This window comes from Acetatifactor muris (assembly GCF_024623325.1).
GTDB lineage: Bacteria > Bacillota > Clostridia > Lachnospirales > Lachnospiraceae > Acetatifactor > Acetatifactor muris.
In genome coordinates this window covers 119120-137689 of record NZ_JANJZD010000007.1, presented here as the reverse complement: position 1 = coordinate 137689, position 18570 = coordinate 119120, and the positions used below count along the sequence as shown (strand labels likewise).

Below are 18570 nucleotides of genomic sequence, written 5' to 3'. Positions count from 1 at the left end.
GGCAGGGATTCGTGTGAAATGGAGGCGGCTTTGGGCAGAATCAATGCAGCTAACCTGAAGAAAACCATATATTATCTGAAGCGAAACGGGCTGCGGCAAACCTGGTACGCAGTCAGGGAGAGACTGGACGAAAGAAGGCAGCCTTCTTATTGCCGGACCCGGCTGTCAGAGGCGTCGCCGGAAGGGCAGAGAAGGACATGGGAACAGGGGGAATATCCTGTGAGCTTCAGCATTCTGGTACCCGCATACGGTACCAGAGAGAAGTATCTCAGGGAATTGCTGGAATCTCTGCGCCGCCAGACCTATCCTGGCTGGGAGCTGATTCTGGCGGATGCTACCGAAGATGACAGTGTGGAAAAGGTGGTCATGTCTGTAAAGGATTCCAGAATACGGTATATACGTCTGGAGGAGAACAGAGGAATTGCGGAGAACACCAACCAGGCCCTGAAGTATGTATCCGGGGAGTATGCAGGGCTGCTGGACCATGATGACATTCTGGAGGAAAATGCTCTGCATGAAATGGCTGTCCGGATTGAGGAAGGAAGACACCGGGGAATACAATTGGAAATGCTGTATTCCGACGAAGATAAATGTAACGGAGACAGAACGGAATATTATGAACCGAATCTGAAAGAAGACTTTAATCTGGATCTGTTGCTGAGCAATAATTATATCTGCCATTTTCTGGTGATGAAGCGGGAACTGATACAGGAGCTGAGATTCCGGCCGGAGTATGACGGCGCTCAGGACTATGATCTGGTGTTGCGGGCAGCGGCGAAAATCGGGCGGCAGGAAGACCGGATTGCCCATATAGCAAAAGTTTTATATCACTGGAGATGCCATACCGGTTCCACAGCGGAAAATCCTCAGAGCAAACGCTATGCCTATGAAGCGGGACGCAGAGCGGTGCAGGATTTTATCCGGGAAGCGGGATGGAAGGCAAGCGCGGAAGAGACTGCGCATGTGGGATTTTATGCACTTCACTATGAAGGCTCCATCTTCGACAGCAGGCAGGATGTGGCAGCTGTGGGCGGAGCTCTGGTGTATAAGAAGCGGATTGTCGGGGGAAGAATGACAGAAGAGGGAGAGGCGATTTATGCGGGCCTTCCTGTGGGGTACAGCGGTTATCTGCACCGTGCGGCACTGGCCCAGAATGCTTCCGCTGTGGATATCCGCAATGTCCGGGTGCGACAGGAATGCCGGGAGATTTTCCGGCAGGTGTTGGGGGTACATTATAAGGCAATTCCCGGTACGGAGGTGTTTGATGTGTCTCTGCTGCCGGAGGACAGTGACTGGACAGACCTGAGCCTGAGGCTGTGCAGAGCACTGAGGGAAGCCGGGTACAGGATTCTGTATCTGCCGGACTGCGCCATAAAGCTGAAGCGGGAGCGACTATGGAAAAAGTGACAGTGGTAATACCCAATTATAACGGGATGAAATTTATAGAAGGCTGCCTGAAGGCACTGCTGCGACAGGAGAAGGGGACGCCGGAATTCCGGGTGGTGATGGTAGATAATGGTTCCGTGGATGGAAGCCTGGAGCTTGTGAGGCAGCGTTTTCCGCAGGTGTCTGTAATTGCGTTGCCTTCCAACACGGGCTTCTGTCATGCGGTGAATGTGGGAATTCAGGCTTCGGAAGCTCCGTTTGTGATTCTGCTGAACAATGACACTGAAGTACGGCCGCACTTTGTCAAGTCGCTGACGGATGCCATGGAGGAAAAGCCGCATGCTTTTTCTGTCAGTGCGAAGATGCTTATGTGGGACGCCCCGGAGCGAATTGACGATGCCGGGGACCGATACTGTGTTCTGGGGTGGGCATATGCCCGGGGGAAGGGAAAATCTGCGAACGGATATCAGAGAGCGGCAGAGATATTTTCCTCCTGCGGAGGAGCGGCCATTTATCGCAGGAGCGTATTTGCGGAAATCGGCCTTTTTGACGAGGCACATTTTGCCTATCTGGAAGATCTGGATATGGGGTATCGAGCCAGAATCCACGGGTACAGGAATTACTATGAGCCATCGGCGGAGGTGATTCATTACGGCAGCGCTTCCAGCGGCTCCCGTTACAATAAATGGAAGACTTCACTGGCCGCTGCCAACAGTGTATATATCATTGCCAAAAACATGCCGCTTCTCCAGCGGATTATAAATTTTCCTTTTCTGATGATTGGTTTTTTGGTAAAATTCTTATTTTTTGTTAAAAAAAGGATGGGCTTCTTATATTTGAAGGGATTGGGAGAGGGACTTGAAAAATCGTTTTCAAAAGAGGGACGTTCCCGAAGAATCCCTTTTAAATGCCGTAATCTGAGGAATTATCTGTGTATTCAGTGGCAGCTGTATCTTAACACCATAAGAATTCTTAAGAAATATTAAGAAACGGCTTCATAAATTCCTAAGTTGTTCTTTTTATAATAATGTGGTAAGGTAACCTTCAGGTGGCGCTTATGATAAAAGATAATCAGAAAGTATTCAACCGGTTAATGGTAATTGCCGATGCTGCCATTACGGCGGCTTCGCTTATGCTGGCCTATTTCTTTAAATTTTACGTTTTAAATGACGGGCCGGGAATCGGGGTGCTTCCGGCCGGTGATTATTTTATGTTGTTGTTCTTTATTGTTCCCGCTTACATGTTCCTTTACTATTCCTGCAGTGTCTATGCACCGAAGCGGACAGTACGGCGGCGATTTGAAGTATTCGGAATTGTGAAGGCCAATACCATCGGAATTATGGCTCTGATCATTGTTCTGTACATGATTATCCGGGAGTTCAATTTTTCCCGTTCGGTGATGGCGCTTTTTTATTTTATTAATGTTTTTATCACTTCCTGCTTTCGGCTGACTCTGCGGAAGGGACTCCGAAAGATCCGCAGCAGAGGGTATAATCTGAAACACATTTTGCTGGTGGGATATTCCCGGGCGGCGGAAGCATATATTGACAGACTGACGGACAATCCCCAGTGGGGATATGTGGCCTGCGGGATTCTGGATGATCATATTCCTGCGGGAACCACGTACAAGGGCGTAAAGGTCCTGGGCAGGCTGGGGAATCTGGAAGTAATTCTGCCGGAGAACAGTCTGGATGAAATTGCCATTTCCCTCTCACTGCAGGATTACGATCATCTGGAGGATATCGTATCCATCTGTGAGAAATCGGGTGTCCATACGAAATTTATCCCGGATTACAACAGTCTGATTCCCAGCAAACCTTATACAGAGGATCTGATGGGGCTGCCGGTGATTAATATCAGGTATGTGCCCCTGACCAATACGGGAAATATCATGCTGAAGCGGATGATGGATATCTTCGGTGCGCTGGCAGGGATTGCACTGACTTCTCCGATTATGCTGCTTGTGATTCTGCTGATTAAACTTACCAGCCCCGGTCCTGTGATTTTCAGACAGGAGAGAGTGGGGCTTCACAATAAGTCATTTTATATGTATAAATTCCGCAGCATGGAGCAGCAGTCGCCCGCGGAGGAGAAGAAAGCATGGACGGTGCGGAATGACCCCAGGGTTACGCCGCTGGGCAGGTTCCTGCGTCGTACAAGCCTGGATGAACTGCCCCAGCTGTTCAATATCTTAAAAGGGGATATGAGTCTGGTAGGGCCCAGACCGGAACGCCCGCTTTTTGTGGTAAAGTTTAAGGAAGAAATCCCCAGGTATATGATTAAGCATCAGGTGCGGCCGGGTCTCACCGGATGGGCGCAGGTAAATGGACTTCGGGGGAATACTTCTATCCGAAAACGAATTGAATATGACATTTATTATATTGAGAACTGGACTATATGGTTTGACCTGAAAATAATCCTGATGACTTTTGTGACAGGATTTATTAATAAAAATGCTTATTAACAATTTTACTGACAAGGAGAAGGTTTTATGGCACCACAGGGAAAAATGAATGCAAGACAGCGGGCGGCAAGGCAGAAGAGGAAGATGGTCCTTTTTGCCGTGGAGATTCTGATTATTCTGATTATGATTGCGGTATTATATCTGGTTATGAATAAATCCGGGGAGGGTCCCAAAGTGACCTATCTGGATCCGGATAATCTGGCAATTCCCTCCCAGGTAATTGAGAGCAAGGAAGAGGGCGGGAAGATGCATGGATACATGAATATTGCGCTGTTTGGCGTGGACGCAACCTCGGATAAGCAGCTTTACAAGGGCAGCCGCAGCGACAGTATCATGATTGCCAATATCAATATGGATACGGGAGATATCAAGCTGGTCAGTATTTACCGGGATACTTATCTGAACATCGGCGACGAATTCAGAAAATGCAACGCGGCATATTCCTTCGGCGGTGCGGAGCAGGCAGTTAAGATGCTGAATATGAATCTGGACATGGATATCACCAATTTTGTGACTGTGGGCTACAGAGGGTTAAGCAAGGTAATCGACGGACTTGGCGGTATCTATATCGACGTGGACAGCGAAGAGCTGAAGCATATTAACAATTATCAGATTTCCATCTGTGAGGTGCTGAAGTGTGATTATACTCCGGTGACGGAGGCAGGATATCAGCTGCTGAACGGTCTGCAGGCCACAGCTTACTGCCGGATTCGCCATACAAAGGGGGATGATTTCCAGCGTGCAGCCCGTCAGAGAGAGGTGATTCAGGCCATTGAGGAGCAGGCGAAGAAGACAGACCTGGTGACACTGACCAATGTCTTTAACGACTGCATCGGGGATATTTATACCAGCCTGGATTCCAATGACATTCTGGAGCTGCTGGGAAATATTGCAAATTACAGAATTGTGGCGGAAGACGGATTTCCTCAGCCGGATATGCGTGGCAATGCCAATATGGGGGCCAAGGGGGCCTGTGTGATTCCCACAGACCTGGAGTCCAATGTGGTATGGCTGCATCAGTTCCTGTTCGGAGACGATGATTATACAGTCAGCGACAGTGTAATGGAATACAATGAGACGATTAAAGCGGATACCACACCGTTTCTGAAGGATTAACAGAGCAGACAAAAAGTTCCAAAGGAGGGCTTTCGGGCTCTCCTTTTGCGTGAAGGAGCAAAGAGCTTGAAGATAGATGTCATCATTCCCCTGTATAAGCCGGACAGCACACTTTTTCTCCTGTTGGACAGACTGGAAAATCAGACAGTGCCGGTGGGCCGGATTATTCTGATGAATACGGGGAAAAAATATTTTGAAGAACTGACGGCAGGAACGGACTTTCCGGAGAAATACGGGAATGTGCAGGTAGTTCATCTGGAAAAAGAAGAATTTGACCATGGAGGTACAAGACACAGAGGGGTGATGTACTCCCAGGCGGATATTTTTGTGGTATTAACACAGGACGCGATGCCTGCGGACGTTAGACTTCTGGAGAGGCTGACGGAGAATCTCTCGGGAAACGTGGCAGTGGCATATGCCAGGCAGCTTACCGGTCCCGCTTCGTCGATACTGGAAAAAGCATCAAGGCATTTTAACTATCCGGAAGTCTCCCGAATCAAAACGAAAGCTGATCTGGAGGAGCTGGGGATTAAGACCTATTTCTGCTCTAATGTATGTGCGGCTTATCGGAGGGATATTTATGAGGAATTGGGTGGTTTTATCCGACATACTATTTTTAATGAAGATATGATTTATGCGGCGGCAGCGATTGCGGCGGGATATGCCGTTTCCTATGAGGCTGAGGCTCAGGTGATTCATTCCCATAACTACACCAATTTTCAGCAGCTGAGGCGGAATTTTGACCTGGGTGTGTCGCAGGCTGATCATCCGGAGATCTTCGCGGAGGTGGCATCGGAATCCGAGGGGAAAAAGCTTGTGAAGGGGACCTGGAGATATCTGAAGCGGAGAAAACAGCTGTATCGTTTTCCGGGATTCTGCGTGCAATGCGGGTTCAAGTATGCGGGATATCTTCTGGGAAAACATTATAAAAAACTGCCCATGGGCTGGGTGCTGAAGCTGACCGCCAGCAGGGAATACTGGCGGCAGAAAGGAAATTGACGGGATAAAATCTGCCAATTTCTGAAAATAAACCGGAAGGAGAACAGTTATGTGCGGGATTGTAGGATATATCGGAAAGGAACAGGCGGCGCCCATTATTCTGGATGGTCTGGCCAGGCTGGAATACAGGGGATATGATTCGGCGGGGATGGCGGTGTATGAAGGGAATAAAATCAGCACACGGAAGGCTATCGGACGCCTGAAGGTACTGGAGAATATCACAAGAGGCGGAGAGAGTATGCCGGGACATTCAGGAATCGGTCATACCAGATGGGCCACACACGGGGCGCCCAGCGATAAAAACGCCCATCCCCACACCAATGAAGCCGGTACCATCGCGGTGGTACATAACGGCATTATTGAGAATTATATTCCGCTGAAAAAGAAGATGACAGACAGAGGGTGTCATTTTGTGTCGGAGACGGATACGGAAGTGCTGGCTCACATGCTGGACTATTATTATAAAGGAAATCCGCTGGAGACCATTATCAAGGTACTGCAGAGGGTGGAGGGCTCCTATGCGCTGGGGATCATGTTCGCAGACCATCCGGGTGAAATCTATGCCGCACGCAAGGACAGTCCTCTGATTGTAGGCCGGAATGAGTCGGGATGCTTTATAGCGTCGGATGTTCCTGCCATTCTGAAGTATACCAGGACGGTTTACTATCTGGATAATCAGGAGGTTGTGGTTCTTCGGGGAGATGACCTAAGCTTTTATTCCATGGATGAGGAGGAAGTGGAAAAGGAATCTGCCACCATAGACTGGGATGCAGATGCCGCGGAGAAAGCAGGATATGAACATTTCATGCTGAAAGAAATGTATGAGCAGCCGCGGACGATTGTGGATACCATTTCTCCCAGAGTCCGGGACAGGAACGGGGAGAGGGAGATTCACATCGAAGAGTTGAATATGACGGATGATGAACTCAGAGCCATTAAGAAGATTCACATTGTGGCCTGCGGTTCCGCCTATCATGCCGGTGTCACAGGCAAATATGTGCTGGAGGGACTGGCCAGAATTCCGGTGGAAGTGGACCTGGCCAGTGAGTTCCGCTATCGGAATCCCCTTCTGGAGGAGGGATGCATGGTGATTGTGATCAGCCAGTCCGGAGAGACCGCGGACACTCTGGCGGCGCTGCGGGAGTCCAGAGAAAAGGGATTTCAGGTGCTGGGCATTGTCAATGTAGTGGGAAGCTCCATCGCCAGAGAGGCGGATGCCTGTCTGTATACCTGGGCAGGGCCGGAGATTGCCGTTGCCACCACCAAAGCCTACAGCGCCCAGCTTGCCGCGCTGTATCTGCTGGCCATGAAGCTGGCGAAAGTCAGAGGGCTTATGTCTGACAGGGAATTCACGGCGCTTCTGGCGGATTTGAAATGTCTGCCGGACCAGATTGAACTTTTACTGGGACAGAAACAGAAGATACAGCGTTTCGCCAACCGTTACCTGGGTGCAAGAGATATCTTTTTCATCGGGCGGGGAATCGACTATGCCATTTCGCTGGAAGGTTCGCTGAAGCTGAAGGAGATTTCTTATGTACATTCGGAAGCCTATGCGGCGGGAGAATTGAAGCACGGAACCATCTCCCTGATAGAGGACGGGACGCTGGTGGTGGCGGTGTCCACCCAGCCTGAGCTCTACCAGAAGATGATAAGCAATATCGTGGAAGTAAAGGCCAGAGGGGCGTTTGTGATGGCCGTCACCAACGAGGAGAATAAGGCTGTGGAGAAGGCTTCCGATTATGTGGTCTACATTCCCCAGACCAATCCTTACTTCACGAATTCTCTGGCCATCATTCCTCTGCAGCTTTTCGCCTATTATGTGGCGGTGGGCAGAGGATGCGATGTGGATAAGCCCAGAAATCTGGCGAAATCTGTCACTGTGGAGTAGCTGATATTTTGCAGAATTTTTCACAATCACTTCATGAGGAAAACACACTTCCGTCACAATTGAAAGGTATACTTAAGTCCATAAAGTTAAGGACCACAAAATAAATTTTATAAAAAGGTGGCAGATGTGAATTGAAATTGTGATAAGTTCACATTTTGCAGAAAGGAAGGACTATTATGTACGAAAATGAAATTTATTCTGATTCCAATACGGGAAAGTATACCACTTATCAGACGGACGGGAACTTCTACACGGGAAATGCCGCCCCGGGCAGTGCAGGCGCTGCAGGACCTGCGGCAGAAGGAAAGAAGAAGAAAAAAGGTGTCTTCGGCAAATTCATGCTGAGTCTGAGTCTGGGGCTGGTGTTCGGGCTGTTTGCGGGGGCCGGGTTTTATGCGGTGCAGCTGGGGGCCGACAGGCTGATGCCACAGGAAAGCAGAAATGAAATATCTTCGGAGAACGGAACACAGACACCGGCGTCAGGCAATGCGATTTCCAATGTCAGCCAGGTTACCTATGTGAGCGATGACATTTCCGATGTGGTGGAAGAAGTGATGCCCGCCATGGTGTCCATCGTCAATACCTCCACCAGAACCGGATCCTTCTGGGGCTACACGTATACGGAGTCCGTACCGTCGGCCGGTTCGGGTATCATCGTGGAGGAGAGAGACAACGAGCTGCTGATCGTGACCAACAATCATGTGGTGGCAGGCGCGGACTCTCTGGAAGTTACCTTTATAGACGGCTCTGCCGCCCAGGCCAGCATTAAGGGACTGGATGCGGAGATGGACCTGGCTGTGATAGCGGTGGCTGTGGACAGCCTGTCTGCGGAGACCAGAAATGCCATTACCACGGCAACGCTGGGAGACAGCGACAGCTTAAAGCTGGGTATGCCTGTGATTGCCATCGGCAATGCGCTGGGCATCGGACAGTCTGTGACCAACGGCATTGTCAGTGCCCTGGACAGGGAAGTGACCAGTGAGGACGGCACCAAAGGTACTTTTATTCAGACCAATGCGGCCATCAACGGCGGGAATTCCGGCGGCGCGCTGCTGACCATTACCGGGGAAGTCATCGGCATCAACTCCGGCAAGATTAAGGAATACGGGGTGGAAGGCATGGGCTATGCCATTCCCATCAGTAAGGCCAGCCCTATTATTGCAGACCTGATGGAACGTCGGACCAGAACGGAGAAAGTAGCCGAAGAGGAAAAGGGTTATATGGGAATCTCTCCTCAGGAGGTTTCCGCGCAGATGGAACAGATCTATGGCATTCCTCAGGGCGTATATGTGGTCAGTGTGGAGGAAGGCTCACCGGCAGAGGCGGCGGGTATGAAGAATAAAGATGTCATCGTGAAATTCGACGGACAGAGGATCTCTTCCTATGCGGACCTGCAGGAGGCGCTGGAGTATTACAAAACAGGAGATACGGTGACTGTTACCGTAAAGCGCGCGGTGAACGGCGAATACGAGAGCTATGATCTGGAGCTTACGCTGGGCGTACGGACAGCAGAATAACTGAGAACAATAAGGAGATTGATTCATGTACAGACTGGCAATCTGTGACGACAATCAGACGGATGCCGCCTATCTGCAGACATTGCTGAAAAGGTGGGCGGCGTCCGCAGGAACTGCCCTGAATATAGAGAGCTTCCCTTCGGCGGAAGCTTTTCTTTTTCGTTATGAAGAGGACAGGTCTTTCGACCTTTTACTACTGGATATTGAGATGGGACAGATGAGCGGTGTGGATCTGGCAAGGAAAATCCGGCAGGAAAACCGCCTTGTACAGATTGTCTTTATCACGGGCTATATGGAATATATCTCGGAAGGATATGATGTGGAAGCGCTGCATTATCTGATCAAGCCGGTGACAGAAGAAAAATTACGGACGGTACTTGAGAGGGCTGTCCAAAGGCTTGACAGCAGGGAGAAGGCACTGTGCCTGTCGATGTCGGGAACCGTAATGCGGATTCCCCTCCGGGAGATCCATTATCTGGAGGTGCGGAGAAACTATGTGACGGTGTGCGGACAGGAAGCATGGACAGTGAAGAAGACGCTGAATGAGCTGGAGAAGGAACTGGACGGGAGCTTTTTCCGCACGGACCGGTCCCATATCGTAAATCTGCATTTTGTCAGGAAGATTACCAGGACACAGGTGATTCTGAAGGACGGAGGAGAGCTGCCTCTTTCGCGGAAGTTTTACGAGGAAATAAACCGGGCCATGATTCATTATTTTTGACGTGGCAGTCGGAACAATCGCAAAACGGTTACATTTAATGCAGCTTATATCGGGCGCTGCACTGTTGCCATATACAGAAAGAGAGAAATGAAAATGTCATTACTGAAACCGGCCTTCCGGGAAAAAAGAATCGACAGGCGGATTGCCGCTTATCAGAGTGATCTCCTTGCCACCCACTATGCCGAGGTGGAGAATATGTACCGGCAGATTCGAGGCTGGAGACATGACTACCGCAATCATATTCAGGTGCTGAAAAGCTATCTGGATATGGGGGATGTGCAGGCGGCCTCGTCGTATCTGGAGGCCCTCAGCGAGGATTTAAGCACAGTGGACCCGGCATTGAAGACAGGAAATAAAATGACGGATATCATTTTAAACAGCAAGATTTCCCTTGCCAGGTCCAAAAAGATTCAGGTGGAGGCGGACGCACATGTAGCGGTGGCTCTTTCCACAGCGGAGATTGACCTGTGTATCATTATCGGAAACCTTTTTGACAATGCCATTGAGGCCTGTATGGCGCTCCCGGAAGCGGAGCGGATGATCCGGGTGTATATGGTAATGAAAAATACTCAGCTTTATATGTCATTTACCAACACCACCGCCCTGAAGAAGCAGAAGAAAGTGAACGGCAGGTTCTTTTCCACCAAGGGAGCGGACCACGGTTACGGGCTGGTGCGCATTGATACCATCATTGACAGGTATCAGGGCTATATCAGCAGGAACAGCGAGGATGGTGCGTTTACCACGGAAGTTTTGCTGCCACAGTAAAAGATATTGCTTTTTATCCCCCTGACGATGCATTTCGTCCCTGAAATGTGCTGCCGGGGGGATTTTGTATTATAATATCCGAAAAGGGAAGAGCCAGACGGGCGAAGAAGGATGGAAAGGAGACTGTTCAGGAAGGTGAGACATGAGAAAACGAGGAACAATGTAAAATATGGGATGCTGAGTAACTCGCTTTTTATGGTGAAGGAGGCTCTGGGTACAAATTCTGTTGTGTTGGCAGTTACCCTGTTCCAGGCCCTGCTTGCAGTGGCGATATCGCTGATGGAGCTGTATGTGGCACCTACGATTCTGGGGAATCTGGAGCGGCACGATGCACTGGGAACGATGATTGGCAGTATCGGATTTTTTGCTTTGGGAATCATGGGGCTTCAGGGGCTTTCCGCTTATCTGGAAAACAATCAGATATTTATGAGAATACCCATACGGCTTTCCATCATTTCGAAAATGTGGCGAAAGGCGGGAACCTGTTCCTATCCGGTGCGGGAAAGCCAGGATTTCATCCGTTCCTTTACAAAGGCCACCGATGCATCCATAGGAAACGACTCGGCGGCGGAGTATATCTGGAGTACTTTTGCCGGGCTTCTCCAGAATCTTGTGGGATTTTGTATCTATTTATATCTGTTGACCCATGCTGACCCTGTGATCATCATCGTGACTCTGGCAGCGGCGGTTATAAGTTATCTGGCAAGTAGTTATTTCAATGGCTGGGGATACCGGCACAGGCAGGAGGAAGCGGAAATCAAAAACAGGTTCTTTTACTTCCGGGGCAGAGCAAGGGACCGACAGCTGGCAAAGGATGTGCGGATATTCGGAATCGGAGGCTGGCTTCGGGAGATGCAGGATAAAAACATGAGGATGCTGCAGGATTTCTATCTGAGAAGGGAGAGAGTCTGTCTGCTGGCCGACTTTACGGATGTGGCTCTTTCTTTTCTGAGAAACGGGATTGCCTATGCCTGGCTGCTCTATCTGGCTGTTCAGGGAAGTTTTAGCGCTTCGGAGTTTCTGTTTTATTTCACGGCTGTCAGTGGATTTACAGCCTGGATTACCGGGATTATGGACAGCGTTTCCAGACTGCGGAAGCAGAGCCTGGACTTATCCTGTATCAGGGAAATGCTGGATTACGAGGAACCTTTTTTATTTGAGAAGGGAAAGGCGCTTGAGGTGATGCCGGGAACAGAATATACCATTGAGCTGAAAGATGTGACATTCCGCTATCCGGGCGCGGAGAAGGAGACTTTCTTCCATCTGAATCTGACGCTTCATCCCGGGGAGAAGCTGGCGGTGGTAGGGGCAAACGGAGCCGGGAAGACCACACTGGTCAGGCTGCTCTGCGGCCTGTATGATCCGGATGAGGGAGAGGTGCTGCTGAACGGTGTGAATATAAAGGAATATAACCGCAGGGATTATTATCAGCTTTTTTCGGCTGTATTCCAGGAATTTTCCCTGTTGGCAGGTGAAATTGGAGAGAATGTGGCCTGCTTTGAACAGGAGACAGATTCGTACAGGATGCGGGATTGTATGGAAAAGGCAGGACTTGCCGGGAAGGTGGAAGCTCTTCCGGAGGGCTATGGCACCCATCTGGTAAAAGAGGTGTATGACGATGCGGTGGAGCTCTCCGGAGGAGAACAGCAGAGGCTGGTGATGGCCAGGCTTCTCTACAAAGACAGCCCTGTCATGATTCTGGATGAACCTACCGCGGCGCTGGATGCCATTGCGGAGAGCGATATTTACCGAAAATACCATGAACTGAGCCGGGGAAAGTCTTCTGTGTTCATCTCTCACAGACTGGCTTCCACCCGTTTCTGTGACCGTATCATTCTGCTGAGAGATGGGAAAGTGGCGGAAGAGGGAACCCATGAAGAGCTTATGACACTGGGAAAATCCTACGCGGAGCTTTTCAGGATTCAGAGCAGATATTATGTGGACAGACCGGGAGAAAATGAGTAAATACGCTGTAAAGCAGAGGGAGAGGGCATATTAAAATGAAGAGTAAAAAGAAGGAAAAAAAGAAAGAACTTTCCTGGAGGGAAGTATTTTCTCTGAATAAAAGGGCGGTTTTACTCTGGTGCAGGGAATGTCCCATGTTGTTTGTATCCGCCGCCTTACATTCAGTGCTTGAGGCTCTGGTTCCTTATCTGACGCTTTATTTTTCCGCCAGACTTCTGGATGAGCTGGCGGGTCTGAGGCGGCCGGAGCTGTTACAGAGATGGGTAATTGTATTGCTGACTGCGGATGCAGTGGCTTATCTGCTGAAGGCGCTGGTCGGCAGATGGAAGCAGGCGCTCGCTTCTGTCATGTATTATCAGGGAGAGGTACGGATTTCCCGGAAGCTGCTTACCATGGATTTCTGTGCGGCGGACGATGCGTCCACCCATGAGCTGCTGAGCCGAATTCATCAGCGGGAGATGTGGAGCGGCTGGGGGCTGGGTAAAATATATGAACATTTTGAATGTCTGATGAAGGAAATGTTCCGAATCGCCGGAGCAGCAGTTCTTACGGTTTCTCTGTTCAGACTGCCGGTGCCGGAACAGGCGGGATGGCTGACAGTACTGAACAGTCCTCTCTTTATCCTGTTGCTTGTGCTGGTAATGGCGGGGGTAACGATACTTTCACCGTGGCTGGCCACCATGGCGGAGATGCGTGTGATGAAGCATGATGAGACCCAGAAGCTCGGGAACCGGATTTATTTTTTCTGTATGGATTTGTTCCGGCAGGAGAGGCGGGCGTCGGATATGAGAATTTACAGACAGGATGTGTATGGGATTGAGAAAATTGAACAGGTGGCTGATTTCAAGAACGGAATAAACAGCGGTATGGCCCGGGATGCCAGGGGATGGATGGGATGCCTGTTTGCGCTGTCAGCGGCCGCATCCAGACTGTTCCTGGGGGTGGTATATCTGTTCGTGTGCCTGAAGGCCTGGGGCGGCGCCTTCGGGGTGGGCGCCGTGACGCAGTATATCGGCGGGATTACAGCTTTTTCCACAGGGTTTGCGGGTGTGCTGAAGGTAATCGGGGAGGCACGGGTCAACAGTGATACGTTAAAAATGATTTTTGAATTCCTGGATATTCCCAATGAGATGTACCAGGGTTCTCTGACGGTGGAAAAGCGCTCCGACAGAAAGTATGAGGTGGAATTTCGAAATGTGAGCTTTCGGTATCCGAATACAGAGAGCTGGGCCCTTAAGAATGTATCCCTGAAGTTCAAAGTGGGGGAGAGGCTGGCGGTGGTGGGACAGAACGGCTCGGGCAAGACTACCTTCATCAAGCTTCTGTGTCGTCTGTACGACCCCACGGAAGGAGAGATTCTTCTGAATGGAATCGATATCCGCAAGTACAATTATCAGGAATATCTCGGCGTGTTTTCCGTGGTCTTTCAGGATTTTCAGCTGCTTGCCGTAAGCCTTCTGGATAATGTGGCTGCCGGAAGCATTGCCGCAGACACAGGAGGAAGCGTCAGAAAAGGTGGAAGAGGCAGAAAAGCATCCTGGAACAGCCAGGATTATGACCGCGAGCGGGCTGTCCGGTGTGTGGAGAGAGCAGGGCTTTCTGACTGGCTTGCTGCCCGGCCGGAGGGGCTGGATACTATCCTTTTTAAGGAACTGGATGATAAGGGTGTACAGCTTTCCGGAGGCGAGGCCCAGAAAGTCGCCATTGCCAGGTCTCTGTACCATGACGCCCCTTTTATCATTCTGGATGAGCCCACAGCGGCTCTGGATCCGGTGGCAGAGTATGAGATTTACACGAAATTCAATGAGATTGTGGGAGACAGGACTGCTGTCTATATCAGCCACAGGCTGGCTTCCTGCCGGTTCTGCGATGAGATTGTGGTGTTCCATGAAGGGAGTATTCTGCAGAGAGGAAAACATGAGACACTTCTGGCTCAAGAGGGAGGAAAATACAGGGAGCTGTGGAATGCGCAGGCACAATATTATACGAAGGAGCAGCCGGACTTGCTTTTTCAGGGAAAGTGTGTATAGTAGAATTGAGTATAGATAAGGAGACTGTTATGAAATCAGCGCAATTACCCACACCCTGTTATGTGGTAGATGAGGCTTTGATTGAAAAGAATCTGGAGATTCTCGCAGGCGTGATGAATCGGACCGGAGCGAAGATTTTGCTGGCCCAGAAAGCCTTTTCTTTTTATACATTGTACCCGTTAATCGGGAGAGTTCTCTGCGGCGCCACGGCGAGCGGACTGTATGAAGCGAGACTGTGCGCGGAGGAGATGGCGGTGCCTCTGGCCCGGGAGGGAAAGAAAGTGGAAAATCACATCTTTTCTCCTGCCTATCGGGAAAAGGATTTCGAAGAGATCCTGCGGTATTGTGAGCACATTGTATTCAATTCCTGGAGGCAGGTGGAAAAGTTCGGCCTCCGGGCCAAAGGCGCCGGAAAAAGCATTGGGCTGCGCATCAATCCGGAGTGTTCCACCCAGGAGACCCATGCCATTTATGATCCCTGTGCACCCGGATCAAGGTTGGGGGTGACGGCGGAGAATTTCCGGGTCAGGCCGGATTCCGGGGAGGATGCTATATCTTCGGATATATTGTCTTGTCTGGATGGTCTGCATTTTCATACACTCTGTGAACAGAATTCCGACGACCTGGAGAAGACTCTGGATGCGGTGGAAGAGCAGTTCGGTGCATATCTGCCGGGGATGAAGTGGATAAACTTCGGTGGAGGACATCATATAACCAGAGCGGATTATGACATTCCCCGTCTTGAGCGGTGTATCAGAAGGATGCAGGAGAAGTACGGACTGACAGTATATCTGGAGCCCGGGGAGGCGGTGGCGCTGAACGCGGGCTTTTTGGTGACCACGGTATTGGAGACCCTGCACAATGGGACTGACATTGCCATACTGGACACATCCGCCGCCTGCCATATGCCGGATGTGCTGGAGATGCCTTACAGACCGCCGCTGGAGGGAAGCGGCGAACCGGGGGAGAAGGCGTATACATATCGGCTGAGCGGACCTACCTGTCTGGCAGGAGACATCATCGGGGAGTATTCCTTTGAGGAACCGCTGAAAGAGGGAGACAGACTGGTATTCGAAGATATGGCCATCTATTCCATGGTGAAGAATAATACTTTCAACGGAATGCCTCTGCCTGCCATCGTTTTGCGCAGGAAGGACGGCGAGTGCGTTATGGTGAAGGAATTCGGCTATGAGGACTTTAAGGGGAGGCTGTCGTGAAGGAATGCGGAGACTTTTGACAGGAATGCTGTGTGAGATCAGGAGATGAGCGGATGGGAGCCGGCTCGGATGAGCGGATAAAGTAAGAGCCCGGAAACCGGGCTCTTAAAAGGGAGTAATATAAAAGAAAACATGAAAGAGAAAGATATATAGTAAAACTGCCGAAGCAGTATTGTTGTTAGTCGAAGCTGACAGAACCCCAACCATATTGCTAAAATTCAACAGCTCCTTTGTTTATGTATCTATCATACCCTGAAAATGTGTCTAAAGTTTGACTGCGGACTTAAGGAATTATAAAATCTTTGTATAATAAATGTATCCTGGGGAAGACATTTGGGACATTTTATAGTATGATGAATAGCGGAAGGGTTTATGAATGAAGAAGACCGGTCTGGCCGTCGAAGGATGTCAGACAGGCAGGTATAGACGAGATGCATAAGGAGAATATTTGCAGGAAATGAAAATAATCAGAGATTCCACGCCGTCTGCGGACGGCTTTCGTATGCCGGCGGAGTATGAGCCCCATGATGGCTGCATCATGATATTCCCGGAGAGGGCGGATTCCTGGCAGTATGGCGGATATGCGGCCAGGAAGGCTTTCCTGCAGATTGCGGAGGCCATTGCCAGATCAGAGAAGGTGACTGTGTGCGCCGGCGGGGCACAGTATGACAATGCCAGAGCTCTGCTGCCGCCGCATATCCGTGTGGTGGAGATGTCGTGTAATGACGCCTGGGCCAGAGATTATGCTCCCACATTTGTAAAAAATGACGCAGGTGTCATAAGAGGGATTGACTGGGGATTCAATGCCTGGGGAGGGCTGTATGACGGCCTGTATTTTCCCTGGGACAAGGACAATCAGATGGCCCGGAAGCTCTGTGACATGCTGGAAAAGGATGTGTACTGCAAGCGGGATTTTATTCTGGAGGGCGGTTCGATTCATGTGGACGGGGAGGGAACCTGCATGGTAACGGAAAGCTGCCTGCTCAGCAGGGGAAGAAACCCGGACCTGTCAAGAGAGGAGATTGAAGAGAATCTGAAGAGCTATCTGAATGTGTCGAAGATTCTCTGGCTGCCCTGCGGGATTTATAACGATGAAACCAATGGCCATGTGGACAATATCTGTGCTTTTACTGCGCCGGGGGAAGTGGTGCTGGCCTGGACGGAGGACAGGTCAGATGTGCAGTATGCCATGTCGCAGGCCTGTCTTGACTATCTGGAAGGGGTGACAGATGCCGGGGGCAGGCGGCTGAAGGTACATAAGCTGCCTCTGCCGAAGCCTGTGACCATCACTTCCGGGGAATGTCAGGGGCTGGATATCTGCCAGGATGAACCGACCCGTATACCGGGAGAGCGGCTGGCGGCCTCTTATGTGAATTTCTACATCGCCAACGGCAGTATTGTGATGCCGGGGTTCGGGGATCCGGCGGACGAGGCGGCGAAGGCGATTTTGCAGGAACTGTTTCCAGACAGGGAAGTGATACAGATTTATACAAGGGATATCCTGATCGGGGGAGGGAATATCCACTGTATTACGCAGCAGATACCGGGGGAACACTATGACAGATAAAGGCAGGCATGACATGGGGTTATATACAGACAGATCAGGAAATAAAACAATAACAGCGGCCGCGGTACAGATGTACTGCAATCGCTCTGTGGAGGAGAACCTGGAGACGGCGGAGAAACTGGTCCGGGAAGCGGCGGAAAAAGGGGCGCAGGTGATTCTGCTGCCGGAGCTCTTCGAGAATCGGTATTTCTGTCAGGAGAGGAATTATGACTTCTATAAGCTTGCCATGACTCCGGAAGAGAATCCGGCGGTAAGGCGGTTTCGCAGGGTGGCCGCGGAGCTTCGAGTGGTGCTGCCGATAAGCTTTTTCGAGCGGGAGGGGAATGTGACCTACAATTCTGTGGCGATGATCGACGCGGACGGCAGTATTCTCGGCGTATATCGCAAAACTCACATTCCGGATGATCATTTCTACCAGGAGAAGTTCTACTTTACGCCGGGGAATACGGGATTCAAAGTCTGGAATACCGCTTATGGGAAAATCGGTGTGGGAATCTGCTGGGATCAATGGTTCCCGGAGGCTGCCAGGTGCATGGCGCTGTCGGGGGCGGAGCTTCTGCTGTACCCCACGGCCATCGGTTCCGAGCCCATTATTGACTGTGACAGCATGCCCCACTGGCGCCGCTGTATGCAGGGACATGCAGCTGCCAATGTGGTGCCGGTGATTGCCGCCAACCGGACAGGAGAGGAAAAGGTGCTCCCTTCCCCGGAGAATAACGGACAATCTTCCTCCCTGACTTTTTACGGCTCCTCTTTTATCACGGATGAGACAGGAGAGATTCAGGAGGATGCAGGCAGAACGGAGGAAACGGTAATCCTGCATGCTTTTGACTTGCGGGCCATAGAGGAAATGCGTTTCAGCTGGGGATTGTTTCGGGACAGAAGGCCTGAGATGTACCGGGAGATATGTGGTCTGACAGGGAGATGAACAG

Annotated in this window: 14 protein-coding genes; all 14 read left to right on the top strand. The window is 50.5% G+C overall.

All coding sequences use genetic code 11. The features are described 5' to 3' along the window. Positions 1-30 precede the first annotated feature (30 nt). The 14 genes from NSB25_RS08620 to aguB all read left to right on the top strand — a co-directional run bounded on the left by NSB25_RS08620 (position 31) and on the right by aguB (position 18566). Positions 31-1407, top strand: coding sequence for a glycosyltransferase (locus NSB25_RS08620; RefSeq protein ID WP_172455048.1), 1377 nt, complete (start codon positions 31-33; stop codon positions 1405-1407). Next, complete coding sequence (locus tag NSB25_RS08615) at positions 1395-2372, top strand: glycosyltransferase family 2 protein (protein WP_103239252.1); 978 nt, start codon at positions 1395-1397, stop codon at positions 2370-2372. Before NSB25_RS08620 ends, NSB25_RS08615 begins: the two co-directional genes overlap by 13 nt. Positions 2373-2443: 71 nt before the next feature. Further along, positions 2444-3850: an undecaprenyl-phosphate glucose phosphotransferase gene (locus tag NSB25_RS08610; RefSeq protein ID WP_103239251.1), complete on the top strand. Its 1407-nt coding sequence runs from the start codon at positions 2444-2446 to the stop codon at positions 3848-3850. 27 nt (positions 3851-3877) lie between these two features. Then, positions 3878-4966, top strand: coding sequence for an LCP family protein (locus NSB25_RS08605; RefSeq protein ID WP_103239250.1), 1089 nt, complete (start codon positions 3878-3880; stop codon positions 4964-4966). 66 nt (positions 4967-5032) lie between these two features. Next, positions 5033-5965, top strand: a complete 933-nt coding sequence (locus tag NSB25_RS08600) for a glycosyltransferase family 2 protein (protein ID WP_103239249.1) — start codon at positions 5033-5035, stop codon at positions 5963-5965. Between the two features lie 49 nt (positions 5966-6014). Further along, positions 6015-7853, top strand: a complete 1839-nt coding sequence (gene glmS, locus NSB25_RS08595) for a glutamine--fructose-6-phosphate transaminase (isomerizing) (protein ID WP_103239248.1) — start codon at positions 6015-6017, stop codon at positions 7851-7853. A gap of 176 nt (positions 7854-8029) precedes the next feature. Then, positions 8030-9370: a S1C family serine protease gene (locus NSB25_RS08590; protein ID WP_103239247.1), complete on the top strand. Its 1341-nt coding sequence runs from the start codon at positions 8030-8032 to the stop codon at positions 9368-9370. Positions 9371-9395: 25 nt separating this feature from the next. Further along, positions 9396-10091 carry a LytR/AlgR family response regulator transcription factor gene (locus NSB25_RS08585; protein WP_103239246.1) on the top strand — a complete coding sequence of 232 codons (696 nt, stop codon included), beginning with the start codon at positions 9396-9398 and terminating at the stop codon, positions 10089-10091. A 93-nt stretch (positions 10092-10184) separates the two neighbouring features. Continuing rightward, the gene (locus NSB25_RS08580) at positions 10185-10859 is read left to right on the top strand and encodes a sensor histidine kinase (protein ID WP_103239329.1); all 675 of its coding nucleotides are present in this window, start codon (positions 10185-10187) and stop codon (positions 10857-10859) included. 111 nt (positions 10860-10970) lie between these two features. Further along, a complete protein-coding gene (locus NSB25_RS08575) occupies positions 10971-12824 on the top strand; it encodes an ABC transporter ATP-binding protein (RefSeq protein WP_103239245.1) in 1854 nt (617 codons plus the stop codon). Between the two features lie 35 nt (positions 12825-12859). Continuing rightward, positions 12860-14854, top strand: coding sequence for an ABC transporter ATP-binding protein (locus tag NSB25_RS08570; RefSeq protein ID WP_103239244.1), 1995 nt, complete (start codon positions 12860-12862; stop codon positions 14852-14854). 29 nt (positions 14855-14883) lie between these two features. Beyond that, the gene (gene nspC / locus NSB25_RS08565) at positions 14884-16071 is read left to right on the top strand and encodes a carboxynorspermidine decarboxylase (protein WP_103239243.1); all 1188 of its coding nucleotides are present in this window, start codon (positions 14884-14886) and stop codon (positions 16069-16071) included. A 457-nt stretch (positions 16072-16528) separates the two neighbouring features. After that, on the top strand, positions 16529-17638 hold the full coding sequence (aguA, locus tag NSB25_RS08560) for an agmatine deiminase (protein ID WP_103239328.1): 1110 nt from the start codon (positions 16529-16531) through the stop codon (positions 17636-17638). A gap of 13 nt (positions 17639-17651) precedes the next feature. After that, on the top strand, positions 17652-18566 hold the full coding sequence (gene aguB, locus NSB25_RS08555; RefSeq protein WP_103239327.1) for an N-carbamoylputrescine amidase: 915 nt from the start codon (positions 17652-17654) through the stop codon (positions 18564-18566). Positions 18567-18570: the final 4 nt, after the last annotated feature.